29 protein-coding genes are annotated in these 26,326 nt (G+C 72.6%); 10 read left to right on the top strand and 19 right to left on the bottom strand.

Annotation, left to right across the window (positions count from 1 at the left end):
* Positions 1–221: 221 nt before the first annotated feature.
* On the top strand, positions 222–1,523 hold the full coding sequence (locus tag SCK26_RS20410) for a fused response regulator/phosphatase (RefSeq protein WP_318202737.1): 1,302 nt from the start codon (positions 222–224) through the stop codon (positions 1,521–1,523).
* A 78-nt stretch (positions 1,524–1,601) separates the two neighbouring features.
* Here the strand turns inward: SCK26_RS20410 and SCK26_RS20405 are convergent, their stop codons facing one another.
* The 5 genes from SCK26_RS20405 to SCK26_RS20385 form a co-directional block, all read right to left on the bottom strand.
* Positions 1,602–1,946: a DUF2516 family protein gene (locus SCK26_RS20405; protein WP_318206055.1), complete on the bottom strand. Its 345-nt coding sequence runs from the start codon at positions 1,944–1,946 to the stop codon at positions 1,602–1,604.
* 109 nt (positions 1,947–2,055) lie between these two features.
* Complete coding sequence (locus SCK26_RS20400; RefSeq protein ID WP_318202736.1) at positions 2,056–2,691, bottom strand: hypothetical protein; 636 nt, start codon at positions 2,689–2,691, stop codon at positions 2,056–2,058.
* Positions 2,692–2,770: 79 nt separating this feature from the next.
* The gene (locus SCK26_RS20395; protein WP_318202735.1) at positions 2,771–3,259 is read right to left on the bottom strand and encodes a helix-turn-helix transcriptional regulator; all 489 of its coding nucleotides are present in this window, start codon (positions 3,257–3,259) and stop codon (positions 2,771–2,773) included.
* A 76-nt stretch (positions 3,260–3,335) separates the two neighbouring features.
* A complete protein-coding gene (locus SCK26_RS20390; RefSeq protein WP_318202734.1) occupies positions 3,336–4,286 on the bottom strand; it encodes an SDR family NAD(P)-dependent oxidoreductase in 951 nt (316 codons plus the stop codon).
* A gap of 165 nt (positions 4,287–4,451) precedes the next feature.
* Positions 4,452–5,312, bottom strand: coding sequence for a GNAT family N-acetyltransferase (locus tag SCK26_RS20385; protein ID WP_318202733.1), 861 nt, complete (start codon positions 5,310–5,312; stop codon positions 4,452–4,454).
* Positions 5,313–5,445: 133 nt separating this feature from the next.
* On the opposite strand from SCK26_RS20385, the gene SCK26_RS20380 reads away from it, so the two are divergent.
* The gene (locus SCK26_RS20380; RefSeq protein ID WP_318202732.1) at positions 5,446–7,839 is read left to right on the top strand and encodes an excinuclease ABC subunit UvrA; all 2,394 of its coding nucleotides are present in this window, start codon (positions 5,446–5,448) and stop codon (positions 7,837–7,839) included.
* Between the two features lie 14 nt (positions 7,840–7,853).
* On the opposite strand, the gene SCK26_RS20375 is transcribed toward SCK26_RS20380, so the two are convergent.
* From SCK26_RS20375 to SCK26_RS20365, 3 genes are read right to left on the bottom strand one after another with little or no spacing between them, the layout of a single operon-like run.
* Positions 7,854–9,908 (bottom strand): AAA family ATPase, encoded by a 2,055-nt coding sequence (locus tag SCK26_RS20375; protein ID WP_318202731.1) that lies wholly within the window; start codon positions 9,906–9,908, stop codon positions 7,854–7,856.
* A 49-nt stretch (positions 9,909–9,957) separates the two neighbouring features.
* On the bottom strand, positions 9,958–10,572 hold the full coding sequence (locus SCK26_RS20370; protein ID WP_318202730.1) for a TetR family transcriptional regulator: 615 nt from the start codon (positions 10,570–10,572) through the stop codon (positions 9,958–9,960).
* Between the two features lie 33 nt (positions 10,573–10,605).
* Entirely contained in the window at positions 10,606–11,196 is a 591-nt protein-coding gene (locus SCK26_RS20365) for an aerial mycelium formation protein (protein ID WP_318202729.1), read from the bottom strand.
* 171 nt (positions 11,197–11,367) lie between these two features.
* Between SCK26_RS20365 and dtd the strand changes: the two genes are divergently transcribed.
* Positions 11,368–11,793, top strand: coding sequence for a D-aminoacyl-tRNA deacylase (gene dtd / locus SCK26_RS20360; protein ID WP_318202728.1), 426 nt, complete (start codon positions 11,368–11,370; stop codon positions 11,791–11,793).
* An 18-nt stretch (positions 11,794–11,811) separates the two neighbouring features.
* On the opposite strand, the gene SCK26_RS20355 is transcribed toward dtd, so the two are convergent.
* The 4 genes from SCK26_RS20355 to SCK26_RS20340 form a co-directional block, all read right to left on the bottom strand.
* Complete coding sequence (locus tag SCK26_RS20355; RefSeq protein ID WP_318202727.1) at positions 11,812–12,777, bottom strand: folate-binding protein; 966 nt, start codon at positions 12,775–12,777, stop codon at positions 11,812–11,814.
* 9 nt (positions 12,778–12,786) lie between these two features.
* Positions 12,787–13,224 (bottom strand): transcriptional repressor, encoded by a 438-nt coding sequence (locus tag SCK26_RS20350; RefSeq protein ID WP_318202726.1) that lies wholly within the window; start codon positions 13,222–13,224, stop codon positions 12,787–12,789.
* 16 nt (positions 13,225–13,240) lie between these two features.
* Positions 13,241–13,816 carry an FABP family protein gene (locus SCK26_RS20345; RefSeq protein WP_318202725.1) on the bottom strand — a complete coding sequence of 192 codons (576 nt, stop codon included), beginning with the start codon at positions 13,814–13,816 and terminating at the stop codon, positions 13,241–13,243.
* 210 nt (positions 13,817–14,026) lie between these two features.
* The gene (locus SCK26_RS20340; RefSeq protein WP_318202724.1) at positions 14,027–14,491 is read right to left on the bottom strand and encodes a hypothetical protein; all 465 of its coding nucleotides are present in this window, start codon (positions 14,489–14,491) and stop codon (positions 14,027–14,029) included.
* A gap of 54 nt (positions 14,492–14,545) precedes the next feature.
* On the opposite strand from SCK26_RS20340, the gene SCK26_RS20335 reads away from it, so the two are divergent.
* Complete coding sequence (locus SCK26_RS20335) at positions 14,546–14,908, top strand: DsrE family protein (protein ID WP_318202723.1); 363 nt, start codon at positions 14,546–14,548, stop codon at positions 14,906–14,908.
* Positions 14,909–14,915: 7 nt separating this feature from the next.
* On the opposite strand, the gene SCK26_RS20330 is transcribed toward SCK26_RS20335, so the two are convergent.
* Positions 14,916–15,179 (bottom strand): DUF3099 domain-containing protein, encoded by a 264-nt coding sequence (locus SCK26_RS20330; protein ID WP_268694206.1) that lies wholly within the window; start codon positions 15,177–15,179, stop codon positions 14,916–14,918.
* A 131-nt stretch (positions 15,180–15,310) separates the two neighbouring features.
* Here SCK26_RS20330 and SCK26_RS20325 point away from each other — a divergent pair, with 131 nt between their 5' ends.
* From SCK26_RS20325 to besA, 5 genes are all read left to right on the top strand, one after another.
* Complete coding sequence (locus tag SCK26_RS20325) at positions 15,311–16,048, top strand: DUF2993 domain-containing protein (protein WP_318202722.1); 738 nt, start codon at positions 15,311–15,313, stop codon at positions 16,046–16,048.
* Between the two features lie 204 nt (positions 16,049–16,252).
* Positions 16,253–16,360: an Ms5788A family Cys-rich leader peptide gene (locus tag SCK26_RS38005; protein WP_351326910.1), complete on the top strand. Its 108-nt coding sequence runs from the start codon at positions 16,253–16,255 to the stop codon at positions 16,358–16,360.
* Between the two features lie 127 nt (positions 16,361–16,487).
* On the top strand, positions 16,488–17,333 hold the full coding sequence (locus SCK26_RS20320) for a sulfurtransferase (RefSeq protein ID WP_318202721.1): 846 nt from the start codon (positions 16,488–16,490) through the stop codon (positions 17,331–17,333).
* Positions 17,334–17,378: 45 nt separating this feature from the next.
* Positions 17,379–17,666 carry a DUF1416 domain-containing protein gene (locus tag SCK26_RS20315; RefSeq protein ID WP_318202720.1) on the top strand — a complete coding sequence of 96 codons (288 nt, stop codon included), beginning with the start codon at positions 17,379–17,381 and terminating at the stop codon, positions 17,664–17,666.
* 211 nt (positions 17,667–17,877) lie between these two features.
* Positions 17,878–19,272 (top strand): L-propargylglycine--L-glutamate ligase BesA, encoded by a 1,395-nt coding sequence (besA, locus tag SCK26_RS20310; protein ID WP_318202719.1) that lies wholly within the window; start codon positions 17,878–17,880, stop codon positions 19,270–19,272.
* An 80-nt stretch (positions 19,273–19,352) separates the two neighbouring features.
* Here besA and besB read toward each other — a convergent pair whose 3' ends face one another.
* The 6 genes from besB to SCK26_RS20280 all read right to left on the bottom strand — a co-directional run bounded on the left by besB (position 19,353) and on the right by SCK26_RS20280 (position 25,325).
* Positions 19,353–20,909: an L-2-amino-4-chloropent-4-enoate dechlorinase/desaturase BesB gene (gene besB, locus SCK26_RS20305; protein WP_318202718.1), complete on the bottom strand. Its 1,557-nt coding sequence runs from the start codon at positions 20,907–20,909 to the stop codon at positions 19,353–19,355.
* Positions 20,906–21,673: a 4-chloro-allylglycine synthase BesC gene (gene besC, locus SCK26_RS20300; RefSeq protein WP_318202717.1), complete on the bottom strand. Its 768-nt coding sequence runs from the start codon at positions 21,671–21,673 to the stop codon at positions 20,906–20,908. The genes besB and besC overlap by 4 nt, the downstream gene beginning before the upstream one ends.
* A gap of 82 nt (positions 21,674–21,755) precedes the next feature.
* A complete protein-coding gene (gene besD / locus SCK26_RS20295) occupies positions 21,756–22,511 on the bottom strand; it encodes an L-lysine 4-chlorinase BesD (RefSeq protein WP_318202716.1) in 756 nt (251 codons plus the stop codon).
* A 344-nt stretch (positions 22,512–22,855) separates the two neighbouring features.
* Positions 22,856–24,148 carry a hypothetical protein gene (locus tag SCK26_RS20290; protein WP_318202715.1) on the bottom strand — a complete coding sequence of 431 codons (1,293 nt, stop codon included), beginning with the start codon at positions 24,146–24,148 and terminating at the stop codon, positions 22,856–22,858.
* A 2-nt stretch (positions 24,149–24,150) separates the two neighbouring features.
* A complete protein-coding gene (locus SCK26_RS20285) occupies positions 24,151–24,405 on the bottom strand; it encodes a MoaD/ThiS family protein (protein WP_318202714.1) in 255 nt (84 codons plus the stop codon).
* A gap of 56 nt (positions 24,406–24,461) precedes the next feature.
* The gene (locus SCK26_RS20280; RefSeq protein ID WP_318202713.1) at positions 24,462–25,325 is read right to left on the bottom strand and encodes an alpha/beta hydrolase; all 864 of its coding nucleotides are present in this window, start codon (positions 25,323–25,325) and stop codon (positions 24,462–24,464) included.
* Between the two features lie 183 nt (positions 25,326–25,508).
* Here SCK26_RS20280 and SCK26_RS20275 point away from each other — a divergent pair, with 183 nt between their 5' ends.
* The gene (locus SCK26_RS20275; RefSeq protein ID WP_318202712.1) at positions 25,509–26,288 is read left to right on the top strand and encodes a response regulator transcription factor; all 780 of its coding nucleotides are present in this window, start codon (positions 25,509–25,511) and stop codon (positions 26,286–26,288) included.
* Positions 26,289–26,326 lie beyond the last annotated feature (38 nt).

Below are 26,326 nucleotides of genomic sequence, written 5' to 3'. Positions count from 1 at the left end.
CCGCACGGCCAACTCCCGCCGGACGTGAGCTTCGTCATCCCGGCCGGGCCGTCGGCGTGTCCAACTGCGGTAGGGAACGCGGCATATGACGGCGGCGGACGGCGGAGCGACGCGGCTCACACCATTCCGCCGAGGCGGTCCCAGCCGCTATGGTCACCCGTCGGTGGGTCGAGACCCTCGATGCCGCCGAGCCCTCGGGGGGAGGGAAGGAACCCAAGACGATGCCCGTACCCGTACCGCGGCAGAGAGCGATCCCGGCCGTGGAGAGTGGTCAGGCGCAGGCCCCGCACGCCGTCGGCGGCCCCCTCAAGGAAGAGGCGCACCGCGACGCCACGCCCGCGCACGGCTCCGGCGCCACTCTCACCCTGCTGCTGATCGAGGACGACCCGGCCGGCTCGCCGATCGTGCCCGACCTGCTGGACTCGGCCGGCAAGCCGATCCGCGTGCGCACCGCCCGCAACCTCACCGAGGCCGGGCGGCTGCTCACCGACGACGTCCACTGCATCCTGCTGGACCTGGCGCTCCCGGCGCCGGGCGGCGACGACACCGACGACGAGCTGGCCGTGCTCCGGCACGTGCTGCGGCTCGCGCCCCGGCACGCCGTGCTCGCGCTGACCGCCTCCGGCGACGCCGAGCGCGGCGCCGAGGCCGTGCGCGTGGGCGCCCAGGACTATCTGTTCCGGGACGAGCTGGACGGCCGGCTGCTCAGCCGCGCCATCCGCTACGCCGTGGAGCGCAAGCGGTCCGAGACGGCCGAGCGACGGCTCGCCGAGGGCCGGCTGCGCGCGCAGGAGAACCGCCGCCTGGAGCGCGGTCTGCTGCCCACCCCGCTGCTGGACGGCTCCGCGCTGCGGTTCGCCGCCCGCTACCGGCCGGGCCGCTCCCGGGCCCTGCTCGGCGGTGACTTCTACGACGCCGTCCGCACCCCGGACGGCACCGTGCACGCCATGATCGGCGACGTCTGCGGCCACGGCCCGGACGAGGCCGCGCTCGGCGTGGAGCTGCGCATCGCCTGGCGGGCGCTGACCCTGGCCGGGTTGTGCGGGGACGAGCTGCTGAACACCCTCCAGCAGGTGCTGGAGCACGAGCGCGCCGACGAGGAGATCTTCGCGACGCTGTGCACGGTGGACATCGCCCCCGACGGCCGCCGCGCGGGCCTGTGCCTGGCGGGCCACCCGGCCCCGCTGATCGCCCGCCCCGGCCGGCCGCCGCGGCTGCTGCCCTACGACAACAACGGCCCCGCCCTCGGCCTGCTGCCCGGCGCCCGCTGGCCCCGGACGCAGGTGGAGCTGGGCGCCCGGTGGAGCCTGATGCTCTACACCGACGGCCTGATCGAGGGCCGGGTCGGCGTGGACGGGGAGCGGCTCGGCGAGGACGGCATGGTGGAGATGATCCGCCGGCAGCTCGCCGAGGGCCTGCGCGGCGAGGAGCTGCTGCGGGCCGCGGTGCACGAGGTGCGGGAGCTGAACGGCGGCGAGCTGACGGACGACGTGGCCGTGGTGCTGCTGGACCGGGCGGCGTAGGAGGTTTCCGGGGCCCGTCGGGGCCGGCGGGCGCCGGCCTGCCTGCCGGGGCGCGCGGCGGTGTCCTGCCCGGTGCCGCTAACGGCCGCCGTTCCACGGCCCGTACGGACCGTCGCTGCTGCTTCCCCGGCGGCCGCCCCAGCCGCGGCCGCCGCCCACCTGCCGGAGGGCGGGGCGGACGTCGACGAGGTAGACGATGCTGGCGACCGCGCCGGCGATCGGCAGGATGGACAGGATCGAGAACAGATAGCTGACCACGAGCGCGATGCCGAGGATGATCAGCCAGAAGACCTTGTTCTGCTTGTCGGCCGCGCGGAAGGCGTCCTCGCGGCGGAACGCGGCGTCGAACAGCCCGAACGCGGCCAGGGCCATGAGGATGATCTTCAAGATGCCCATGAACCCCGCGAAGCCCAGCATCAGCATGTCGTCCACCGTCCGTCGATTCCCGGTCCTGCTACGCCGCCACCGTACCCATACAACGGGCCGGGCACCCCCGAAGGTGCCCGGCCCGTGACCGTCCGGCCGGTCGTTCTCACTTGGCCGACGGAGTGGTCTTCTTCGCGGTGGTGGACTTGCGGGCGGCCGGCGCCTTCTTGGCGGGCTTCTCCTCGGCCGTCGCCGGCTTCGGCTCGTCGTCCCCGACCGCGACGGGCCCGGGCTTCGGCGCGGCCGGCTCCGGCTCGGCCGGGACGGGCTCCGGCGTGACCGCGGCCGGCTCCGGCTTGCCCTCGACGACGATCGCCAGGTCCTCGATCTCCTCGGCGGCCTCGCCGCGCCAGGTCTTCACGGCCTGCTCGCCGTGCTCGGCGACCTTCTCGTAGGTCTCGCGGGCCTTGACGGCGTACTCGGCGGCGACGCCGACACCGCGCAGGGCGAGGTCCTGGGCGGTCTCGCCGAGCTTCTTCACGTCGAGGGCGCCGATGAGTTCGCCGACCTTGGTCTGCAGGGTCTCCTGCGCCTCCTTGGCGCGCGCGGCGGCCCTCTCCTGCACGGCCTTGGGGTCGGTGTTGCGTACGGCGTCGATGCGGGCCGGGGCCTCGGCGCGCAGCTGCTCGACCAGGGCCGGCACCTTCTTGGCCTGCTGAAGCGCCAGATCGGCGGTGCCGGCGGCGAAGTAGAGCGGGGTCGGGTCGCTGAGGGTCTTGCGCAGGTCGTCGGTGATGGCCATGGTGGGATCCTCCCGGATCGAATTCGCGTTCGGCTGGGTTGACGAGGTCCGCGGCGGGCGTCCGAGCCCTGGTCCGGCGTTATCCGGCCGTCCGTCGCCGACCTGCGTCGGTGTCGCTTCCGGCGGCATCGCCTCCGCCGGCCGTACCGCTGCCGCCACCGGCCTCCTGGTCCACGGAGCCGTCCCCGTCCGCCCCGGCCCGGTCGGGCTCACCGGTTCCGAATCCGTTCTCCTTGCGGAACGACTCGTAGATCTGGAGCAGCACCTGCTTCTGGCGCTCGTTGAGCGAGGGGTCGGCGAGGAGGACGGCGCGCGTCTCGACCTCGTCGCGGTCCCGCTCGGCGTCGAGGATGCCGGCGCGGACGTACAGGGTCTCGGCGGAGATGCGCAGGGCCTTGGCGACCTGTTGGAGCACCTCCGCGCTGGGCTTGCGCAGCCCGCGCTCGATCTGGCTCAGGTACGGGTTGGACACACCGGCGGCGTCGGCGAGCTGCCGTAGCGAGAGCTGGGCGGTGCGCCGTTGCTCGCGCAGGTACTCACCGAGATTGCCGACGTTCAGCGATGCCATGCCTCCACCTTGCCCCACCTTCGCTAACTTTTGCAAGCATCCGCTTGCAAGAGTGTGTCGCGACCGGGCTCCGCGCCTACCGGAAGCCGAGGTGCGAGTCGGTGCCGGTCAGTTCGCTGCTGGCGGCCCACAGGCGAGCGGCGACGGCCCGGTCGGCCATGTGGGAGGGGACGGGCTCGCACCGTGGCGTGCCCCGCAGACCGAAGACCCTCGGCCCCCACAGCTGCCCTCCCCGTACCGCCGGATCGAGGACGGCGCGCACGACGGGCCACGCCCCGGCGTCCTTGCCCTGCACCAGGAGCCCGGCGGGCAGCGCGCGCAGCCGCTCGCCGGAGGTGGTCACCCGTACCGGCGGACGGGACGGGGTGAGGGAGTCCAGTGCGCCGCCGGGGTGGGCCACCACGCTGAGCACCGTGCTGCCGGCCGCGCGCAGGCGACGGTCGAGTGCGAAGCCGAAGCACATCTGCGCCAGCTTCGACCGGCCGTAGGTGCGCTTGGGCCGGTAGTCGCGGGTCGACTGCAGATCGTCCAGGTCCAGTCGCTCGGACCGCGCCGCGAAGCTTCCCACGGTCACGATGCGGCCCGCCGGCGCCGCGGACAGCAAGGGGGCCAGCCACTGGGTGAGAGCGAAGTGGCCGAGGTGGTTGGTGCCGAACATCAGCTCGTGGCCGTCCACGGTCTCCCGGCGCGGCGGAGCGTCCAGCGCGACCCCCGCGTTGTGGACCACCGCGTCGAGGTGATCGATGTCCAGGGCGTCCACGGCGGTCTTCAGGGTCGAGAGGTCGGCGAGGTCCAGCCAGAGGTGCCGTACGCGCGCGCCGGAGACACGCGAGCGGATCGAGGCCATGGCGGCGTCGGCCTTCGCGGTGTCCCGGCTGCCGAGTACGACGACGGCGCCGGTGGCGGCGAGCTGCTCGGCGACGAAGTAACCGATGCCGGCGTTGCCCCCGGTGACCAGGAAGGTCCTGCCCTCGGCGGCAGGCGGCCGGTGAACGTCCCACGGTTGGCTCCGGGATGCGGAAAACACGATGACAGGCTCCTTGCGCTGCGGGGTCGGCGTGCTCCCGAGGAGCACCGGCCCGCCCAAGGTCGCAACCTCCACCGACATACCACCGACAGCCTCCCTACACCCTCCGCACCGCCCCGGAGCACGACCGCCGCACCGCCCCCGAGCAGGGACGTACGGCCGCCCTCACGAGAAGTCGTACACCGTGAACTCGGCGACCGGGACGTAGCCGATGCGCTGGTAGAGCGCGGTGCTGGTGGGGTTGGCCGGGTCGGCGAACAGGACGACGGCACGGGCGCCCGCGGCCAGCGCGGCCCGGCTCACCGCCGCCGTCACCGCGCCCGCGTAGCCGCGCCCGCGCAGGCCGGCCGGGGTGTAGACGGGGTCCACCCGGACGTGGCCGGCGGTCATCGGCGTGGCCCCGGCCAGGGAGACGGGGGTGCCGTCCGGGGTCTCCCAGAACGTGAAGCGCTTGGCGGCGAAGCGGGTGCCGGGCCAGGCGGCGTCGTCCGCGGGGAAGTCCTCCCCGACGTCCGCCGTGAACGCGCGGCACCAGCGCACGACACGGCCGTGGTCGCGGGCGCCGGCGGCGCGGGCCCGGCCCTCGTCAGACGGCTCGGGCGGGGTCGGGGCGGCGAGCCGGTAGAGGCGGACCCGCTGCGCGCGCGGGACCGGCGTGGCGCCCGTGGCGCGCCGCCACGCCTCGGCGAAGGCGGCGGCGGTGTGCTGCTCGGCGCCGACCCCGGCGAGGACGTGACCGCGGCCGGCCAGCCGCGCGGCGAGGGCGCCGGCCTGCCGCGCGGTGAGCGGGGTGGGGCTCAGCAGGCCGGGTGTCCTGCGGTGGAAGGCGGCACGGACCTCGCCCGACTCCACCAGGTATCCGAGGAGCGGGGCCCGGCCGCCGTACGCTGCCGCGCCCTGGGTGCGCAGGGTCTCGGTCACCGTCAGCGCCATGGTGTGCAGATCCGGCCGCGCGCGCAGGAAGGGCCCGGCCCGGCCGAGGAAGTCGTCGATGTCTTCGGTGAGGTGCCAGCCGTCCCGGTGCATGCCGGAACCTTCCGCCGCGAGCCGCGCGGCAAACCCCCGGCCGGCCGGGGAACCGGCCTTTCCGTCAGTAATGGAGAAGCGGTCGGGCGGTCAGCGCCGTTAGCGTGGCGTGGGTTCCAGGGACGGAGAGACGATGAGCATGACCGCGAGGACGGACGACGCGCCGGTGACGGCACCGCACGCCGCCGACGGCCACGAGCTGATCCGGGTGCACGGCGCGCGGGAGAACAACCTCAGGAACGTCGGCGTGGAGATCCCCAAGCGCCGGCTGACGGTGTTCACGGGCGTCTCCGGGTCGGGCAAGAGTTCCCTGGTGTTCGACACCATCGCCGCGGAGTCGCAGCGGCTGATCAACGAGACGTACAGCGCGTTCGTGCAGGGCTTCATGCCCACGCTGGCGCGGCCCGACGTGGACGTGCTCGACGGGCTGACCACCGCCATCATCGTGGACCAGCAGCGGATGGGCGCCGACCCGCGCTCCACGGTCGGCACCGCCACCGACGCCAACGCGATGCTGCGCATCCTCTTCAGCCGCCTCGGCACCCCGCACATCGGCTCGCCCAAGGCGTTCTCCTTCAACGTCGCCTCCATGAGCGGGGCCGGCGCGGTCACCCTGGAGCGCGGCGGGAAGCAGGTGAAGGAGCGCCGCGAGTTCAGCGTCACCGGCGGCATGTGCCCGCGCTGCGAGGGCCGCGGCACGGTCACCGACATCGACCTGGCCCAGCTCTACGACGCGGACAAGTCCCTCAACGAGGGCGCGCTCACCATCCCCGGCTACAAGCCCGGCGGCTGGAACCACCGCCTCTACGCCGAGTCCGGCCTCTACGACCCGGACCGCCCGGTCCGCGCCTTCACCCGGGCGCAGCTGGACGACTTCCTGTACCGCGAGCCGACCCGCATGAAGATCGCGGGCATCAACATGACGTACGAGGGTCTGGTCCCGCGCATCCGGAAGTCCATGCTCGCCAAGGACCGGGAGGCGATGCAGCCGCACATCCGGGAGTTCGTGGACCGCGCGGTCACCTTCACCACCTGCCCCGACTGCGACGGCACCCGGCTCAACGAGACCGCCCGCTCCTCGAAGATCAAGGGGATCAGCATCGCCGACGCCTGCGCGATGCAGATCAGCGACCTGGCCGCGTGGGTGCGGGAGCTGGACGAGCCGTCCGTGGCCCCGCTGCTCGCCTCGCTGCGCGACACGCTGGACTCGTTCGTGGAGATCGGTCTCGGCTATCTCTCCTTGGACCGGCCCGCGGGCACCCTCTCCGGCGGCGAGGCGCAGCGTACGAAGATGATCCGCCACCTCGGCTCCTCGCTGACCGACGTCACGTACGTCTTCGACGAGCCGACCGCCGGTCTGCACCCGCACGACATCCGGCGGATGAACGACCTGCTGCTGCGCCTGCGGGACAAGGGCAACACGGTGCTCGTCGTGGAGCACAAGCCGGAGGTCGTCGCGATCGCCGACCATGTGGTGGACCTCGGCCCGGGCGCCGGTACGGCCGGCGGCACCGTCTGCTTCGAAGGCACCGTCGCCGGGCTGCGCGCCGCCCGCACGCTCACCGGCCGCCATCTGGACGACCGGGCCGCGCTGAAGAAGTCGGTGCGCGAGCCGTCCGGCGCGCTGGAGATCCGCGGCGCCACCGCCCACAACCTGAAGGACGTCGACGTCGACGTGCCGCTCGGCGTGCTGACCGCCGTCACCGGAGTGGCCGGTTCCGGGAAGAGTTCGCTGGTGCGCGGGTCGATACCGGCCGGTGCGGGCGTGGTGTTCGTCGACCAGACCCCGATCCGCGGTTCGCGGCGCAGCAATCCGGCGACGTACACCGGGCTGCTGGAGCCGGTCCGCAAGGCGTTTGCCAAGGCCAACGGGGTGAAGCCGGCGCTGTTCAGCGCGAACTCCGAGGGCGCCTGCCCGGCCTGCAACGGCGCCGGAGTCGTCTACACCGACCTGGCGATCATGGCCGGTGTCGCCACCACGTGCGAGGAGTGCGAGGGCCGGCGGTTCGACGCCTCGGTGCTGGAGTACCGGCTCGGCGGCCGGGACATCAGCGAGGTGCTGGCGATGACCGTGGAGCAGGCCGGGGAGTTCTTCGGCGCCGGTGCGGCCCGCACCCCGGCCGCGCACCGGATCCTGCGGAACCTGGCCGACGTGGGCCTCGGCTATCTCACCCTCGGCCAGCCGCTGACCACGCTGTCCGGCGGCGAGCGGCAGCGGCTGAAGCTGGCCACGCACATGTCCGACAAGGGCGGGATCTACGTCCTGGACGAGCCGACCACCGGGCTGCACCCGGCCGATGTGGAGCAGTTGCTCGGCCTGCTGGACCGGCTGGTCGACGCGGGCAAGTCGGTGATCGTCATCGAGCACCACCAGGCGGTCATGGCGCACGCGGACTGGATCATCGACCTCGGCCCGGGCGCCGGCCACGACGGCGGCCGGATCGTCTTCGAGGGCACCCCCGCGGACCTGGTCGCGGCCCGCTCGACGATCACGGGCGAGCACCTGGCGGAGTACGTCGGCTTCTGAGCCCCGTCCGGCTCTCAGAACGGCAGCGGACGGGCGTGCACCACGTCCAGGCGGGACACCGCCCGGGTCAGCACCACGTACAGCCGGTGCGCGCCCCGCTCCTCCGCCTCCGCCACGGCGGCCGGTTCCACGGCGACGACGTGGTCGTACTCCAGGCCCTTGACCAGGCTCGCGGGGACGACGGCCAGCCGGGCGCCGGGCGCGTCGGGGCCGGCCGCGTCGAGTCCGGCCCCGGCCAGGGCCGCCCGCACCCGGCCGGCGTCGGCGTCCGCCGTGATCACCCCGACCGAGCCCTCCCGGGTGAGCGCGTCGCGGACGGCGGTGACGGTGGCGGCGAGCACGTCCGTCGCCGGGCGCAGGGTCAGCTCGCCGTCGGTGCGCAGCGAGGTGGCCGGCGGGACGTCGACGCCGAGCCGGGCGAGCAGCCGATTGGCCAGGTCCAGGACGGCGGCCGGCACCCGGAAGCCGGTGGTCAGCGGCAGCACGGCCGCGTCCGGCCGGCCGAGGTGGCGCAGCTGGACGGACCAGTCCCGGGCGGCCCAGGCAGTGGTGCCCTGGGCGAGGTCGCCGAGGACGGTGAGCGAGCCGAAGACGGCCCGGCGGGCGATGGCCCGGCACTCCATCGGGGAGAGGTCCTGCGCCTCGTCCACGACGATGTGGCCGTAGCCCTCGGGGTGCTCGATCAGCCCGGCCAGCTCGTCCAGCAGGACCAGGTCGGCGGCCGACCAGCGGGCGGACTTGTACGAGCGGGGCGGGCGCGGCCACAGCAGCGCCGCCTGCTCTTCCGCGTCCAGCAGGCCGTCGGCGGCCCGGCCCAGCGCCCGCGCGTCGGGGAGGAGGTCGGCGAGGACCTCCTCGGGGCGGACCTTCGGCCACACGGCGTCGAGCCGCGCGGTCAGCGGCCGGCACCGCTCGACGCGGCGGACCCAGGCGGCGGGCAGCACCCCGGAGCGCCGTTCGGCCTGCTCGCGCAGCCGTCGTACCACCCGGGTGCGCACCCGCTCCCGGCCGATGGCGTACGGGGGTTCCTCGGCGCGGACCTCGGCCACCAGGGCGGCCAGGTCGGCGGCGGGCACCCGCCAGCGGTAGGAGCCGTCCGGGACGGCGAGGTCGCTCACGCCGTCGGTGGTGACGCGCGCGTACAGCGCCCGGCGCAGCACCTCGGCCATGCGCGGGTCGTGTTTGACGACGGCCGTGGGCAGCGGGTCGGTGCCGGTGGCCGGGTGGCGGGCGATCTCCTCCAGGAGGGTGCGCTGGCGGTAGCCCTTGTCGGCGGTGCCGCGCCGGGCGCTCTCGCCGAGCGAGGGCAGTACCTCGGCGATGTAGCCGAGGAAGGTGCGGTTGGGGCCGAGGACGAGCAGGCCGGAGCGCTGGAGCCGCTTGGGGTGGGTGTAGAGCAGGTACGCGGCCCGGTGCAGGCCGACGGCGGTCTTGCCGGTGCCGGGCGCGCCCTGGACGCACACCGAATCGGCGAGGTCCGCGCGGACGAGGTCGTCCTGCTCGGGCTGGATGGTGGCGGCGATGTCCCGCATGGGTCCGACGCGGGGCCGCTCGATCTCGCGGGCCACGATGTCGCTGGTGCGGGATTCGCCGCGGCCCAGGTGCTCGTCCTCCAAGGCGGTGAGGTCGGCGGCGTCGCCCCGGCTGCCCGGGGCCCAGCCGAACCGGCGGCGCACCTCCACGCCCCGCGGGTCGGTGGCGCTCGCCTGGTAGAAGGCGCGGGAGACGGGGGCCCGCCAGTCGACGACGAGCGGCGGGGCCGCCGGGTCCTCGGTGATGCGCATCCGGCCCACGTGGTAGCTCTGCCCGCCGTGCCCGGGATGGCCGCCGGCGAAGTCCAGCCGGCCGAAGAACAGCGGGCCGGGCGGCAGTTCGCGCAGCGCCTTGGCCTGGCTGCGCAGCCGGTGTCCGAGGACCTCGGCGTCGGCTCCGGAGGCGGAGACGTCCTCGCCGGTGACGACCTGTTCGGCGGCGCCGTCGACCATCGCGGCGAGGGCCGCGCGGCAGGCGTCGTGGTAGGCGCGCTCGGTGTGCAGGGCTTCCGTGAGGGCGGGGTCGGTCGACGTCATGGCATCAGCGTACGCGAAAATGTTACCGAGTTACATTTTTAACCGAGTCTCACTGAGCAGGCCGCAGCTCCGGCAGCCCCTCGGCCAGCCGCCCGAACGCGCGCTCCGCCGCCCGCACGGCGTCCGGCGCGACCCGCTCGACCGGCTCGCCCGCCGCGATCCGCCGCCAGTTCTCCAGCGCCAGGACCCGCTGGACGGCGATGATCTGCCCGGCGGCCAGCCGCGCGTCCAGATCTCCGCCGAGTGCCTCGGCGAGCGCCGCCTCCGAGCGCTCCTGATGGGCGTAGGCCCGCGCCACCAGGGACGGGGTGCCGTAGAGCAGGCGGTGGAAGGCGAGCACCTGGGGATGGTCGTTCAGGCCGGTCACCGGGTCGCGCCGGTCCAGCCCGGCCAGGAAGTGCCGGCGCAGCGCGGCCACCGGGTCCGCCGCCCCGGCGACGACCCGCGCGGCCTCCGTCTCGTGGTCCGCGATCCGGTGCAGGACCAGGTCCTCCTTGGCCGGGAAGTACCGGAAGAGGGTCGGCTTGGAGATCCCGGCCGCGGCGGCGACCTCCGCCACGGACACCGCGTCGAAGCCGCGCTCCAGGAACAGCCGTACGGCGGTGTCCGACACGTCCTGGTACATCCGCCGCTTCTTGCGCTCGCGCAGACCCATCTCAGCCATGGGGGGAGCCTACGCAGCGGGCCCGCGCCGCGCTCACGTCAGCAGGTCGTCCACCTGGGCCTCGCCCTCCCGGTACCGGCGGGCGATCTCACCGCCGCAGTCGTCGGCGGTGCGCTGGAGCCGCTGGCGGCAGCGCGAGACCTCCTGTTCGTAACGGACCAGGCGGCCCATGGCCGCGGTCAGCTCCGGGTCGGTCCGCGCCGTCAGGTCCGACAACTCCACCTCGGCGAGCATCTCGGCGGCCAGCCGCCCGTACTCCTCGTTGTGCGGGGTGCCGAGCGTGACATGGCGGGCCGAGGAGCGCTGCCGGGCCGGGGCGTCCCGCAGGATCTCCGGAAGCCGGTCCACCACGGAGCCGTCGGCGGGCGCCGGCACGGACGCCCGGCCGCGCCGGCCCAGCTCGGCGCGCAGGATGTCGATACGGCCCTGGAGCAGCCGCCGCACATAACTGAGATCCGCCTCGTCCCGCTGGGCGTCGCGGCGCAGAGTGCGCAGCTCGGGCAGGCTCAGCCGGGCCAGGCCGCCCTCGCCGGGGCCGGGGTCCGGGGGGCCGTCGGCGCGCTGCGCGGGCGGCCGGTGCGTCCCCTGTGTCCCCAGCCGCCCGCTCGTGCTCGGTGTGCTCATCTGCGTGTGACCGTCCCCTCGACCGGCGTGTGGGAAGCATCGTGCCACCCCAACCGGCCGCTATGTGACCGAGAGCCCCCGAACGGCCCCAGATGGGCGGTAACGGATCCATACCGGCTTCGGCCCGGACCGTGTGCGGGCGGGCACGGGGCACCGGGCATCATGGTCGGCATGCGTGCGGTGGTGCAGAGGGTGGACGGCGCGAGCGTCGTCGTGGACGGCGAGACGGTCGGCGCGATCGAGGGCGAGGGGCTGTGCGTCCTGGTCGGGGTGACCCACGAGGACACCAAGGAGAAGGCGGCCCAGCTGGCGCGCAAGCTGTGGACGATCCGGATGCTCCAGGACGAGCGGTCGTGCAGCGACACCGGGGCGCCGCTGCTGGTGATCAGCCAGTTCACCCTCTACGGCGACGCCCGCAAGGGCCGCCGCCCGACCTGGAACGCGGCGGCTCCCGGCGACCTCGCCGAGCCCCTGGTCGACGAGGTCGTGGCCCGGCTGCGCGCCCTGGGCGCCACGGTGGCGACGGGCCGCTTCGGCGCGCAGATGCGGGTGAACCTGACGAACGACGGCCCGTTCACGGTGCTGCTGGAGATGTGAGCGGCCCGAAAAGGGCGCCTACGGCTCGACCACGGCCTCCTGAGCCGCCGCCGTCTCTCCGGCCAGGAGCCGCGCGTCGGCCGGCACGTTCCGCTTCACCAGCGCCAGCGCCACCGGCCCCAGTTCGTGGTGCCGTACGGACGTCGTCACGAAGCCGACCTTGCGGCCCTCGGGCCCCTCGTCCGCGATCCGGATCTCGGTCCCCGGCACCGGCAGGTGCACCTCGCTGCCGTCCAGGTGCAGGAAGACCAGCCGGCGCGGCGGCTTGCCGAGGTTCTGCACCCGGGCGACCGTCTCCTGCCCCCGGTAGCAGCCCTTCTGCAGGTGCACGGCCGTACCGATCCAGCCCAGCTCGTGCGGAATGGTCCGGTGGTCGGTCTCGAACCCGAGCCGGGGCCGGTGCTGTTCGACCCGCAGCGCCTCGTAGGCGAGCAGCCCCGCGGCGGGACCGTGCGACGCGGCGAACGGCTCCAGCTCCGCGCGCGGCAGGAACAGGTCGCGGCCGTACGCCGTCTCGCGTACGACGGCCCCGTCCGGCACGTCGGCGATGGAGCCGGCCGGCAGGTGGACCACGGCGATGTCGGCGGTGCGGTCGGCGACCTCCACCCGGTAGAAGAACTTCATCGACTCCAGGTAGGCGATCAGCGCGTCCTGGGTGCCGGGCTCGACGTGCGCCCAGACGGTCGTACCGTCGTCCACGAGGTACAGCGCGTGTTCGATGTGCCCGTGCGCGGAGAGGATCAGGGCCTCGGTGGCCTCGCCCGCGGGCAGTTCGCTGACGTGCTGGGTGAGCAGCAGGTGCAGCCAGCTCAGCCGGTCGTCACCGCTGACGGTGACGACACCGCGATGCGACAGGTCGACGAAGCCGGTGCCGTCGGCGAGGGCGCGCTGCTCGCGGAACAGGTCGCCGTAGTGGGCGGCGACACCTTCGTCCACACCCTCGGCGGGGACTGCGCCGGGCAGGGACAGCAGGGGGCTCTTCATGACGCAAGCCTACGACGTGCTACCTGAAGCCTTCGGGGAGCAGTCCTGACACCGGCCGAAGATCGCGAAGTGCTTCATGTCGGTGTCGAACCCGAACTGCTCCCGCAGCTTGGCCGTGAACTCCGCGGCCACCTCCACGTCCGCCTCGATGACGTTCTCGCAGTCCCGGCACACCAGGTGCAGATGGTGGTGCCGGTCGGCGAGGTGGTAGGTGGGCGCGCCGTGCCCGAGGTGGGCGTGGCTGACGAGGCCCAGGTCCTCCAGCAGCTCCAGCGTCCGGTAGACGGTGGAAATGTTGACCCCCGACGCCGTCTTCCTCACTTCCACGAGGATGTCGTCGGGGGTCGCGTGCTCAAGGGTGTCGACGGCTTCGAGGACAAGCTGCCGCTGCGGCGTCAGCCGGTAGCCGCGCTGCCTGAGGTCGCTCTTCCAGTCGGTGCTCACCACACCGACGAGTCTAGGACTACTTGAAGAAAGCGATGCCGTCGTCGGGCATGTCGTCGGGGAGGGCCTTGGCCCAGCGCTCGACGTCCTCCGGGGTGACGACCTTCTTGAGCTGGGCCGACATGTAGGGGCGCAGCGGGACCTCGGGGGTCTGCTTCTCGCCCACCCACATCAGGTCGCTCTTCACGTAGCCGTACAGCCGCTTGCCGCCGCTGTAGGCGGGGGAGCCGGGAGTGCGGGCGACGGCGTCCGTCACCAGGTCGATCTGCGGCTTCTTGTCGGCCATCTCGCCGTACCAGATCTCGATGACGCCGTCGTCGCGGGTCATCGTGACCTCGACCTTGCGGTCGGCGTCGATCCGCCAGAAGCCGGACTCCGACTCCAGCGGGCGGACCTTGTTGCCGTCCTTGTCCAGCACCCAGGTGTGGGAGCGGTACTCCAGGAAGTCCCGGCCGTCGTGGGTGAAGCTGACCTCCTGGCCGAAGTTGCACTTCTCGGAGCCGGGGAAGTCGTGCACGCCCGCGCCGGCCCAGCTGCCGAGCAGGAAGGCGAGCGGGACAAGGTCCTTGTGCAGGTCGGACGGGATCTCGATCATGAGCGGAGGCTTTCCTAGAGGGGGGTCAGCGCTGGCCCTGGTACAGCTTCTTCACGGTCAGACCGGCGAAGGCGAGCACGCCGACGCAGACCAGGACCAGCAGGGTTTCGAAGAAGATCTCCACGGGTGCTCCTTGAGCGAGGGTGGGCATACGACAGAGCCGGAGCCCAGCTTACGCGGCCGGGCCCCGGCCCTCCTGACGAGGTCCGCTCAGCTGAGCAGCTCGGTCTGCAGGGTCACCGCCTGCCGGAACGGAACAGCGTCCACCCCGCCCTTGCGGGACTGGGTGATCACCGCGACGGTGTCCCCGGCCACCAGGTACGCCTGCCGGACCTGCTCGGCGCCGTACGGCTTGGACTCCGTGTACGGGAAGAGCGTCACGCCCTTCATGCGCGCCCGCGGCGGGAACGTCTCGTCCAGCTCGTAGTACTCGGCACCGCGCGCCGGATGGGCGGGCGCCCCGGTGTTGGCGAGGCTGCCGGTCAGCAGGGTCTCGGAGACGGTGGCGCTGCCGAAGCGCAGCAGCCGGATCGTGGTGCGGGTGCCGTCCGGGGTTCTCCAGCCACGGCCCGCGATGTGCCGCAGGCCGTGATCGGTGAGCTGCCGGGCCAGTTCCCGACGGCTGTCCCCGCCCGCGAAGTAGGGCGGCGCGGCTGTGTCGTCCCGCGCTCGCACAGGAGACTCATGACATGCGCATGGAGTTGCGGGCAAGCGCTTTACGATTCGGGTATGGCGAAAAAGCTCGTTATCAAGGTGACGGCCGGGGCGGACGCTCCCGAGCGGTGCTCGCAGGCGTTCACGGTCGCCGCCGTGGCCGTGGCCAGCGGGGTCGACGTCTCGCTGTGGCTGACCGGTGAGTCCTCGTGGTTCGCGCTGCCGGGACGGGCGGCCGAGTTCGAGCTGCCGCACGCGGCCCCGCTGCCCGACCTGATCGAGTCGGTCCTCGCGGCCGGGCGGATCACGCTGTGCACGCAGTGCGCCGCCCGCCGGGAGATCACGGAACAGGACGTGATCGAGGGCGTACGGATCGCGGGCGCGCAGGTGTTCGTGCAGGAGGCGCTGGCCGACGGCGCCCAGGCGCTCGTCTACTGATCCGCCGTCACGGACGCGGGCGTTTCTTGCCGTCCAGCTCGTCCCACCACTCGTCCGACTCCGGGTCGCCCGAGGGATCGTCCCACCAGCGGTCCTCCGGGCCGCGCCGGTTGGCGACCATCGCGGCGACCGGCGGGATGACCATGGCCACGACGCACAGGCCGACGGCCGCGGGCACCGACCAGATGCGTACGACCCCCCAGGCCAGGACGAAGAGGCCGATACACGTCCCCATCATGGCGAAGTAGAGATGCCGTCGCCGGGCGTACATAGCTCCAGAGTAGGGCCGGCGGCCCCTGTCACAACTGATCCACAATTTTCCGGCCGCCGGGCCCCGCGGGGTTACCGTGGCGTATCCGTACCGGACGCCCGTCACCACCACCACCGACCCGGGGGAACCCCATGCGAGGCCTGCGCATACTGCTGATCGTCGTCGTGATCCTGGGCGCGCTGTTCGTGATCGCGGACCGGGTCGCGGTGCACTTCGCCGAGGGCGAGGCCGCGGACAAGCTGAAGGCGAACGAGCAGCTGAGCGCCACGCCGGACGTGGACATCAAGGGCTTCCCGTTCCTCACCCAGCTCGCGGGCGGCTCCCTGGACGACGTCGAGGTCGGGATCGAGGAGTACGACGCGGCCACCGGCGAGGCCGGCCGGACCATCCGGGTCGAGGACCTGAAGGCCCACATGAAGGGCGTGGAGTTCTCCGGCGACTACAGCTCCGCCACCGCGGCCACCGCGACCGGCACCGGCACGGTCTCGTACGCCGAGCTGCTGAAGACCGCCAGGCCGGAGCCGACCCAGGTGGCCCCGGGGGCCAGCGCCCGGGTCACCGGGCTCTCCGACGGCGGCCACGGCAAGATCAAGGTGGCGGTGGAGCTGACCGCGCCGGCCCTCGGGATCAAGCAGACGGTGTCCGTGCTCAGCTCGGTGAGCGTCGTGGACGGCAAGGTCGAGGTGCACGCGGACTCGCTGCCCAGCCTGGCCGGCGCCGCGATCGCCGAGGACCGCATCCGCACGATCACCGACTTCCAGCAGGCCATCGACCAGCTGCCCGGCGGGATCAAGCTGGACAAGGTGCAGGCGGCGCCGGAGGGCGTCGAGATCAGCGTGAAGGGTTCGGGCGTCCGGCTGGCGGGGTAGACGTCCGGAACTGCGGGATGGACAGCGAACGTCCGACTGGCGAGACGGCCGCGTCCGCACCGTAGCCGCACCCGGGCGCACGAGCGTCCGGCGGGCCCTCCGGGGTCGGCCGGGCGCTCTTCTCGTACCACCATTCGGACGATCGCGTCTCGCCATATGACACACCGGTGACACGCCCGCCCCGTCGTCCCTACGATCGGCCCCATGCGGTACTCGACGAGCGTCCTCCGGCCGCGGGGACAAGCGGATCTCACCAAGCGGCGGGCAGTGGACCTGTGCCGCGTGGCCGCCATGCTCTGTCGCCCCTTCTGAGCGGAAGCCCCCGGCTCCCGCGTCCCTCATCCGCCCTGTGGTCAGGGCATCCGTGTGCCGCTCGGACACCGAGCGCACCCCTCTCTATACGCACGCCCCGCCGCGACTGCCCCGGAGGAGAAAGAGCATGAGCCGCAGCGACGTCCTGGTCGACGCCGACTGGCTCCAGGAGCACCTGGACGACCCGACCATCGCCATCGTGGAAGTGGACGAGGACACGTCCGCCTACGAGAAGAACCACATCAAGAACGCGATCCGCATCGACTGGACCAAGGACCTCCAGGACCCGGTCCGCCGTGACTTCGTCGACCAGGAGGGCTTCGAAAAGCTCCTGTCGGAGAAGGGCATCGCCAACGACCACACCGTGGTCCTCTACGGCGGCAACAACAACTGGTTCGCGTCGTACGCCTACTGGTACTTCAAGCTCTACGGCCACGAGAACGTCAAGCTCCTCGACGGCGGCCGCAAGAAGTGGGAGCTGGACGCCCGCGAGCTGGTGGCCGGCGACGAGGTCCCGGAGCGCCCGAAGACCGCGTACCGGGCCAAGCCGCAGGACACCTCGATCCGTGCCTTCCGCGACGACGTCGTGGCGGCCATCGGCGCGCAGAACCTGGTCGACGTGCGCTCGCCCGACGAGTTCTCCGGCAAGCTGCTCGCGCCGGCCCACCTGCCGCAGGAGCAGTCGCAGCGTCCGGGCCACGTGCCGAGCGCGCGGAACATCCCGTGGTCGAAGAACGCCAACGACGACGGCACCTTCAAGTCGGACGAGGAGCTGAAGGCCCTCTACACCGAGGAGAACGTCGACCTCGCCAAGGACACGATCGCCTACTGCCGCATCGGTGAGCGCTCGGCCCTGACCTGGTTCGTGCTGCACGAGCTGCTGGGCGTGGAGAACGTCAAGAACTACGACGGCTCCTGGACCGAGTACGGCTCCCTGGTCGGCGTGCCGATCGAGCTCGGCGCCGGCAAGTAACCCATCCCGACCGACCTCCTGGTCAGACCCTTCTGGAGATACAGCATGTGCGGAGCGAAGGCCGGCGGCCCGGACGCCTCGGCGATCAAGCCCGGTGAGACCACGATCCAGGGTCAGGTGACCCGCGACGGCGAGCCGGTGACCGGTTACGTCCGGCTGCTGGACTCGACCGGCGAGTTCACCGCGGAGGTCCCCACCTCCGCGACCGGCCAGTTCCGCTTCTACGCGGCCGAGGGCACGTGGACGGTCCGCGCGCTGGTGCCGGGCGGGACCGCGGACCGTACGGTCGTCGCCCAGAAGGGCGGGCTCGCGGAGGTCGCCATCGCGGTCTGAGCGCGCTGGACCGGGCCCGTACCGACAGGGCTCACCGTGACGGCTGAAGGGCCGCATCCCCGGGGTTGGACGCCGGCGGGGGTGCGGCCCTTCGGCATGTGCCACACGAAAGCGTGACGTTGGAATATGAGGATGACGGAGTGCATTACGGCCGCCACCGGAACGGGCGATTCCGCTACCATTTTCCAGGCGCCGCCCCTAATCTCCCAGCATGGCAGATACCGGTTATACGCAGATCCTGATCTACGCGCTCAACTACGCCGATCGCATGCTGGAAGAGGTGCCGTATCTGCGTTACTCCGCCGAGCGAAGCCTGGGTTATCTGTGGAGCCTGAAGGACCCGGCGGAAAGAGCCGTCGTCGTCACCTCGGAACCCGTCGACCCCTACACCCTCGAATATCATTTCCGCGATGTTTTCGGTTTTGACGACCAAATGATCGAAAGTGCCCGCGAGCGGCTGACCCTGCTCACTCCCGACGCCCGCCGGCCGCGCCCGCTGGACGAGCTGGTCCTCGGCGACGACGGCCTCGTGGCCGCGCTGCGGGACGCGGCCGGGAAGACCGCGCGGGCCGGGATCGTGCACTTCATGGCGTCCGAGGCGCTGGACGAACTGGCCCGCAGGACCGGCGCCGACCTGGACGAGGGCCACGCCTCCCTGGCCACCCGCTGGGGCAGCAAGGCCGGCAGCAAGGAGATCCTGCTGCGGGCCGGCGTGCCCGTGCCCGGCGGCGGGGCCGAGGCGCTGCGCAGCGAGGCGGAGGTGGACGCCGCGATCCGGCGGCTGGCCGGCGGCCCGGACCGGCCGCGGCACGTGCTGGTCAAGGTCAGCGCGAGCACCTGGGCGGCCTCGGTCGGCAACGTGCTGGTCGACTGCCGGAAGTACATCCGCACCGGGGACCTGCTCGGCTCGGCCGAGATCATCCGGATGTCCGCCGAGGAGTTCCACCGGGAGCTGGCCGGCGAGGGCGTGATCGTGGAGGAGTTCCTGGAGGACGTCGCCTCCTCGCCCAGCGGCCAGGGCCTCATCGGCGCGGACGGCGCGGTGAAGGTGCTCGCCTGCCACGACCAGGTGCTCTCCGGAGGCCAGTACTGGGGCTGCCGGTATCCGGCCGGCGAGCGGTGGCGGCCCGCCCTCACCGACGCGGTGGCCCGGACGGGCGAGGTGCTCGCCTCGCTCGGCCACCGGGGCAGCTTCGGCGTGGACTTCGTGATCGCCGGGGAGCGCGGCCCGCTCGCCGTGGAGATCAATCTGCGCAAGGTCGGCCCCAGCCACGTCCTGCGCTACGCCGAGGCCCTGGTCGGCCGGAGCGTCGGCGCGGACGGGCGGCTGCGCCGGCCGGACGGGCAGGCCATGTGCTACGTCCACGGCCGGATCCTCGACCCCGAGGCGCTCGGCCGGCTCGACCCGGAGACCGCCGTGGCACGGCTGCGCGGCCAGGATCTGCTGTATCGCCGGGACCGGGGCGAGGGCGTCGCGCTGCATGTCCTGGGCGCGCTGAAGACCTGCGGCTTCGTGGAACTCACCGCGCTGGCACCGACGTTCGGGGCCGCCGAACGATACAGCGAGGCCGCACGGACCCTCTTGCTGCGACCCGCCGCCGGCTGACCGCGGGACGGGCCCGGTGGAGCGGCGGAAGGCGGGGCGGGCCCCGAGGACCCGTCCCGCCTTCCGCTCCGGCGCGCCGGTCAGCCGGGCCGCAGGGCCCGTTCGAAGGTCTCCACCACCGCCTCCGGCGGCTCGGTGCCGACGGAGACCCGCAGCATGTCCCGGTGCAGCCCGCGCTCGCGCAGCGCGGCCCGCCCCCGGTCGGTGGCGAGCAGGTCGTAGTGGGCGATGAAGACCTGCGGGGACGCCATGGTGAACTCCGCGCCGAAACTGGGCCCCTTGGCCACCGCGAGCCGGTCGTAGACCTGCTCCAGGGGCACCTTGAGATCCACCATGAGCAGTCCGCCGGGCGCGTCGGGACGCCGGGCCACCTTGCGGTAGTTGGCGGCGGAGCGGGCATCGAGCGGCCAGCCGGTGCCGCGCACCACGTCCCGGTGGCGGTCCAGGCACTCGACGAGGGCGAGGGCGCCCGCGTTCACCCGCTCCATCCGCTCGGCGTAGCCACGGATGCGGGCGGCCACCCGGGCCGTGTCCCGGCGGTAGGGCTCGTCGCCGTACCGCGGCAGCACGGTCAGCAGGTCCCGCGCGAACGGGGACCCGGGGGCGACCACCACCGCGCCCGTCAGCACGTCGGCCGAGCCGGTGGCGTACTTGGTCAGGCTCTCGCAGACCACGTCGGCGTACGGCACCACGTCGACGTTGTGCGGGGTGGCGATCGTCGCGTCGACGACCAGGGCGCAGCCGACCCGGTCGGCGATCTCGCGCAGCGCCGGCAGGTCGGGGACGCTCAGCCCGGGGTTGCTCGGGATCTCCGCGACGATGCCGGCCAGTTCGCCCGCGTGCGCGGCGGCGACCCGGGCGACCTCCGCCAGGTCGAAGGGGTCGGGGACGGTGGTGTGCTCGGCGTCCACGACCTTCTTCTCGAACAGGTGCATGGTGTCGAAGAAGATCCAGCCGAGCTGGAGCCAGCGGCGCCGCCCGCTGTCCCGCTGGATCTCCGTGACCGCCTCGATGGCCGCCGCCACCGCGTTCATGCCGCTGTTGCGCAAGCTCACGTACTCCGGGCCGGGCACGCCGTAGGCGTCGGCGAGGGCCGCCGTGACGGCCTTGCCGGGCGACTCGTCCACCGTCTCCTCGGGCTGCCGGCCGTCGATCAGGCCGGCGTCCCACAACACGTCCTCCGCCTGCCGCGAGGACAGGTGGCCGCCGGTGTGCATGACGTGGGCCCGCGCCCGCGCGGCCCCGGGCCCTTTGGCGGGCAGCCGCACCCCGGACAGCACGTGTCCGCCGAGGGTGAGGTCGCGCACCGCGTCGGGCGGCAGGCCGGCGTAGGCCGCGGCGGCCCGCGCGGCGTGCGCCGAGCGGGTCGGCAGCAGCTCCCCGTCCCGTTCCCCGCCCGCGTCCTCGCGCGCGGCCAGCTCCGCCACCCGGGCCACGTACGGATGGGGCCGGAAGCGCGGGTAGCCCCAGGAGATACGGCTCAGGGTGGCCGGGTCGTGCGACTCGTAGCCGATGACCGAGGCCACGTCGGGGATCGAGACGGACACCGAGTGCACGGACCCGGGGACGGGCCGCCCGGCGGCGATGTGCCGCAGGCCGTCGGCCGACCCGGTGGTGCCGGATGCCGCTGGGCTCATGCGTCCAGGCCCACGAGCCGCTGCACACCGTCCCAGTAGTCCTCCACCAGCCCGAGGAACTCGTAGGCGCCCGACTCGAACTCGGCGCGGGTGGCGGCCGAGCCGACGTAGGGGGCGATGGCGTTGAAGACGGAGTTGCTGTGCCCGACCTCGACGTCGATGTGCAGCTGCCAGAAGTGGCGCAGGTCGTCGTCGTAGCCCTGGTTGCGCAGCCCGTCGTTGATCTTGGAGACCATGATGGACGACATGGTCTCGTCGGCGTAGAGCGCGCCGAGGGCCTTGTGGATCGGCGACTCGGTGTACAGGACCCGGATGCCGTCGTTGAGCCGCTTGGTGACCTCCAGCGGTTCGTAGCCGTCCAGGTGCTCCTTGTCGATGCCGATCCGGGCGAGGAATCCGGCGAAGAGGGTGGAGTGCGTGACCTCTCCGCCGACCTCGTCCGCCACGTTCAGGATGATCTCCCGGAGGATCATCTCGTCGCGCGTCTTGACCGCCATCCCCGTGATGTAGAAGGGGAGGTAGCGGAAGAAGTAGTAGCACTCGCTGTACATCAGGCGCTCCTGCTCCGGGGTGAGCGCCGTGGTGCGGTAGGCGTTCAGGTACGGGTGCTCGACGCCGCGGTGCGAGGCGATCTTCGCGAGCACTCCGTCCAGATAGTCCTTGATCTCCGGGTCCTGTACGGCGATCCGCCGGCGGATGCCCGGCTCCACGTGGTCGAAGTGGTCCGTCAGCGGCTTGGCTTCGGGGGTGTTCAGATCGGTCATGGTGGTCCCTCGTCGCGGGAGAAGGCGGGCGAAAGCGGGAAGGTGCGTCAGGCCCTGGCCGGGCCGCGGGAACGGGCGCCGGTCACTCCTCCAGGGCGGCGGCGGCCGGCACGTCGGCGTCCTCCCACCAGCGGTCGTCGCCCTGGAGTTCGCGCCGCAGGTCCCGCTCGCCCGCCCACGTCATGTTGAGGATGATGCGGGTGGCGTCCTCGCGCAGCGGAATCGTGCGGTGGAGCGTGGTGTCGGTACGCAGGAAATACACGTCACCCGAGGCGAAGTGATAGGTGTGGATGGGATTGTCGACGAGATACTGGTGGATCCGCGGATCGCTCTTGTCCCATTCCGTGTGCGGCACGCACTGGAGCATGCCGCCGATTTCCATGGGCGGGGCCTGGAGGACCCAGATCAGGGCGAAGCTGAAATCGCCCCAGTGCCAGCCGTGCGTGTCCCCGCTCCGTTCCTGCCGGGTGATGAGGAATTCCTCGTCGGCCTTGGGACAGGGGTGGAGTTTCTCGCCGGCTATGCGTTCCAGCGCGCCGAGCAGTTCCGGATTCGCGTAGACCGAGGTGACCAGTTCGCTGTTGCCGGCGATCGTCTCGCTCTGCACCACGGACATCGAGCGGCGGGTGTAGCCGGTGGTCTGTAGGCGGAGGTCGCGCCGCTCGGCGTACTTGTCCAGAAGCCGGTCCGCCTCGGCCCGTACGCTCTTGCGGGTCTCTTCTCGGATCAGGTCGGTGACGGTGACGATGCCGTACCGGTGGTAGTGGTGCGCCATGCGGCGGACGGCGTCCTGCTCCAGGGGGTTGACGACAGTGCTTTCCTGCCCATTGCTGCTCACGGTGATCTCCCATGCTCGGCTGGGGATTTCGTGCTCGGCGAAGACGACGCGCGTCTGGGCCCGGTGAAGACTCCTGAAGAGGCTAGATAGGGCTCAGAGCCTGATCAACGGTTGCTGATCCGGAAGGCGCGTTTTACGGCCAAGAGCATCCGCGAGAGCCGTGATGATCAGGGAAAACGCAGGCCGGCGGGCCGACGGCGCGGAATTGGATCTCCGGGCCGATTCCCCGGAGGGCCGGCCGGTCCGCACAGTCGGCGCCGCGTGGGACGGAAGGGGTCCGTGTGACCGGGTTGATTGGCCCGATGCCTACCGGCCCCATATGCCCAGGGCATGGACGGACCGGGCTAGCCCAGCGCTCGGCCCAGCGCCCACACCACGGGGGCCGCCGCCGACAGCGGCAGGGCGACGCCCGCCGTGAAGTGCACGAACCGGGACGGGTAGTCGTAGCTCGCCACCCGGTGGCCGATCAGCGCGCACGCCCCGGCCGCCGCGCCGAGGACGGCGCCCTTGGTGCCGAGGCCGGTCATGCCGCCCACCACGATGCCCGCGCCCGCCGCCGCGAGCAGCGCGGCCACGGCCCGGGCCGGGCCCGGCAGGGGCAGGGCGCGCGCCACGACCGCCGCCGCGACGGCCGCCGCGCCCACCGACACCTCGTCGGCACCCGCGGCCAGATAGCCGGTGGCCAGCACCGCGAGGGCCGCCGAGACGACCGTGGCCATCAGGCCGCTGATCCGTTCGTCCGGCGAGGCGTGCGAGCGGAGCTGGAGCACGAGCGAGAGCAGGACCCACAGGCCGAGCGAGCCGAGGATGGCCACCAGCGCGTGGCCGCGGCCGGCCGCGAGGACCGCCGCGTCGGCCGTCAGCGCGCCCGCGAAGGCCAGCGCGATGCCCTGCCGGGCGGGCCACATGCCGTTCAGCCGGAACCAGCCCGCGGCCGTCACCGCCTGGAGCACCACCAGCGGCACGACCAGGGCGTACGACGCGACGGGCGCCGCCGCGGCCAGCAGCAGGCCCAGCAGCGCGGTGAGCGCCGCCGGCTGCATGCCGGGCTCGATGATCGGTGAACGTCCCTCCAGGCGGGCCCGCTGGGCGTCGGTGATCCGGGCGTTGCCGGCGAGGGTGGCGGGGCCGTAGGCGGGCTCGTCGGCCGGCTCGGCGCCCTCGGCCGCGGCGGGCACGGAGGCGGCCGGTGCCGGTGCCGGTGCCGGTGCCGGTGCCGGTGCCGGTTCGGGCTCCTGGGCGCCGGCGTACGAACCGCCGGGCGTTCCGGCGTAGGAACCGGTGTGCGCTCCTTCGTACGCTCCCGCGTACGGGTCCGCGTACTGCTGGTCCTGCCGGTACGGCGGCTGCGGCTCCTGGTACTGCGGGTGCTGGTACTGCGCCTGCTGCTCCGGCTGCGGCTGCTGGTAGTACGGCTGCTGGTACTGCGCCTGCGGCTGCTCCTGCCGCGGCGGGTACGGCGTCTGCTCCGCCGGCACCGCCGGGTGCGTCTGGGTCTCCCAGGTCTGGCCCTGCCACTGCTGGGTCGTCTCGGGGTCGTGCCCGTACTGCTGCTCGTGTCCGGGCCACTGCTGGGACTGCTGCTGGTAGGGGTCGTAGCCCTGGTACGGGCCGCCCTGGTACGGCTGGTCGGTCATGCTCACCCTCCTGCGAACGGCGGGAGCACCTCGACCGTGCCGCCGTCGGCCAGCCGTACCGTCTCATGCGCGCGGGTCCCGACGGGGTCGCCGTCGACGAGGAAGGAACAACGCTGGAGCACGCGGGTGAGTTCACCGGGGTGGCGCGCGCGGACGGCGGCCAGCGCACCGGCCAGCGTGTCCGCCTCGTACGGCTCCTCGGCGACCTCGGCCGCGGCCTTGGCGGCGGCCCAGTAGCGCACCGTGACCTTGGGCATCTGAATCCTCAATCGACGGCAAGAAACAAGAAAAGTCAAAGACAGTGTGAGTCAGGCTAGCCCGCCGCCGACACCGCCCAGTCCCCGATCCGGGCCAGCAGGGCGTCGTCCGCCGCGTGCTCGGCGTGGCCCATGCCCGCCTCGATCCACAGTTCGCCGTGGTCGCCGGCGGCCTCGGCGAGCATCCGCGGGTGGTCGAGCGGGAAGTAGCCGTCGCGGTCGCCGTGCACGACGAGCAGCGGGACCGGCGCGATCCGCGGGACGGCCTGCACCGGCGAGAGCGGGACCGGGTCCCAGTCACGGTGGTGGATGCGGGTGCGCAGGCCGTAGCGGCCGACCAGGCGGCCCTCGGGCCGGGTGACCAGCCAGTGCAGGCGGCGCATGGGGGCGGTGCCGCGGTAGTACCAGCGGGCGGGCGCGCTCACCGAGACCACGGCGTCCACCGTGCCGGGGCGCAGCGCCGCGTGCCGCAGGACCACCGAGCCGCCCATGGAGAAGCCGACGGTCACCACGCGCGCGTGCCCGAGGCGGCGGGCCCACTCCACGGCGGCGGCGAGGTCCAGCACCTCCTTGTCGCCGACGGTGGACCGGCCGCCGGAGCGTCCGTGGCCGCGGAAGGAGAACGTGACGACCGCTCCGTGGCCGCGCAGCGCGCGGGCCACCCGGCGGACGTGCGGCCGGTCCACGTCCCCGGTGAAGCCGTGCGCGATCACGAACACCGGTGCGCGGGAAACCGGAGAATCGGCTTCCAAAGGACCGGCAAAGCCTTCGTACACGGCGTCGGCGCCCGGATCGTATACGGATTCGACCGACACCCCGTCTGCCGTGCGGAGAAAGGCCCGCACCTGGCCGTTTCCCTTCGTCTCGCCATGCGGACGAACGGTGGAACGTGCCGCATCACCTGCCGGTCGGTTGCTCATGTGGGCTATTCTGCTGGGCAGAGGACTCGGGCAGCGTAGCCCCCGGGTCCTTTTGTGCTTTCGGAAGCGTTGTATACGAAGCGGGAAACCTCAGGTGCCCCGCGGGTGTACGGGGCCTTCGGGATCGCAGAGCAGTGCCCGTCCGCACAGCGTCCTCGCAGGGACCGAGGAGGAACCAGACATATGAGTTCTCTGCTGCTCCTGACCAACGCCCTCCAGCCGTCGACAGAAGTACTGCCCGCTCTCGGCCTGCTCCTGCACAACGTGCGGGTGGCTCCGGCGGAGGGGCCCGCGCTGGTCGACACGCCGGGCGCCGACGTCATCCTCGTCGACGGCCGCCGTGACCTCCCGCAGGTCCGCAGCCTGTGCCAGCTGCTGCGTTCCACCGGCCCCGGCTGTCCGCTCGTCCTCGTCGTCACCGAGGGCGGCCTCGCCGCCGTCACCGCCGACTGGGGCATCGACGACGTCCTGCTCGACACCGCCGGCCCGGCGGAGGTCGAGGCGCGGCTGCGTCTGGCCATGGGCCGCCAGCAGATCGTCAACGACGACTCGCCCATGGAGATCCGCAACGGCGATCTGTCCGTGGACGAGGCCACCTACTCCGCCAAGCTCAAGGGCCGGGTCCTGGACCTGACCTTCAAGGAGTTCGAGCTGCTCAAATACCTCGCGCAGCACCCCGGCCGGGTCTTCACCCGCGCCCAGCTGCTCCAGGAGGTGTGGGGCTACGACTACTTCGGCGGCACGCGGACGGTCGATGTGCACGTACGGCGGCTGCGGGCCAAGCTCGGCCCGGAGCACGAGTCGCTGATCGGCACCGTCCGGAACGTCGGTTATCGATTCGTTACGCCCGAGAAGACCGACCGGGCCGCCGAGGAGGCCAAGGGCAAGGCCGCCCGGGCAAAGGCGGAAGATGCGGACGCAACCGCCGTGCCGGCCGGAGCCGAGGTGCACGCCAAGGCCTGACCGGCCCCCGGACACCGCCCGGACGGACCCCGGCCACC

Source organism: Streptomyces sp. SCL15-4, assembly GCF_033366695.1.
In the GTDB taxonomy this organism is placed as follows: Bacteria; Actinomycetota; Actinomycetes; order Streptomycetales; family Streptomycetaceae; genus Streptomyces.
The sequence above is the reverse complement of the archived record's forward strand: the minus strand, read 5'-3'. Positions and strand labels throughout refer to the sequence as shown.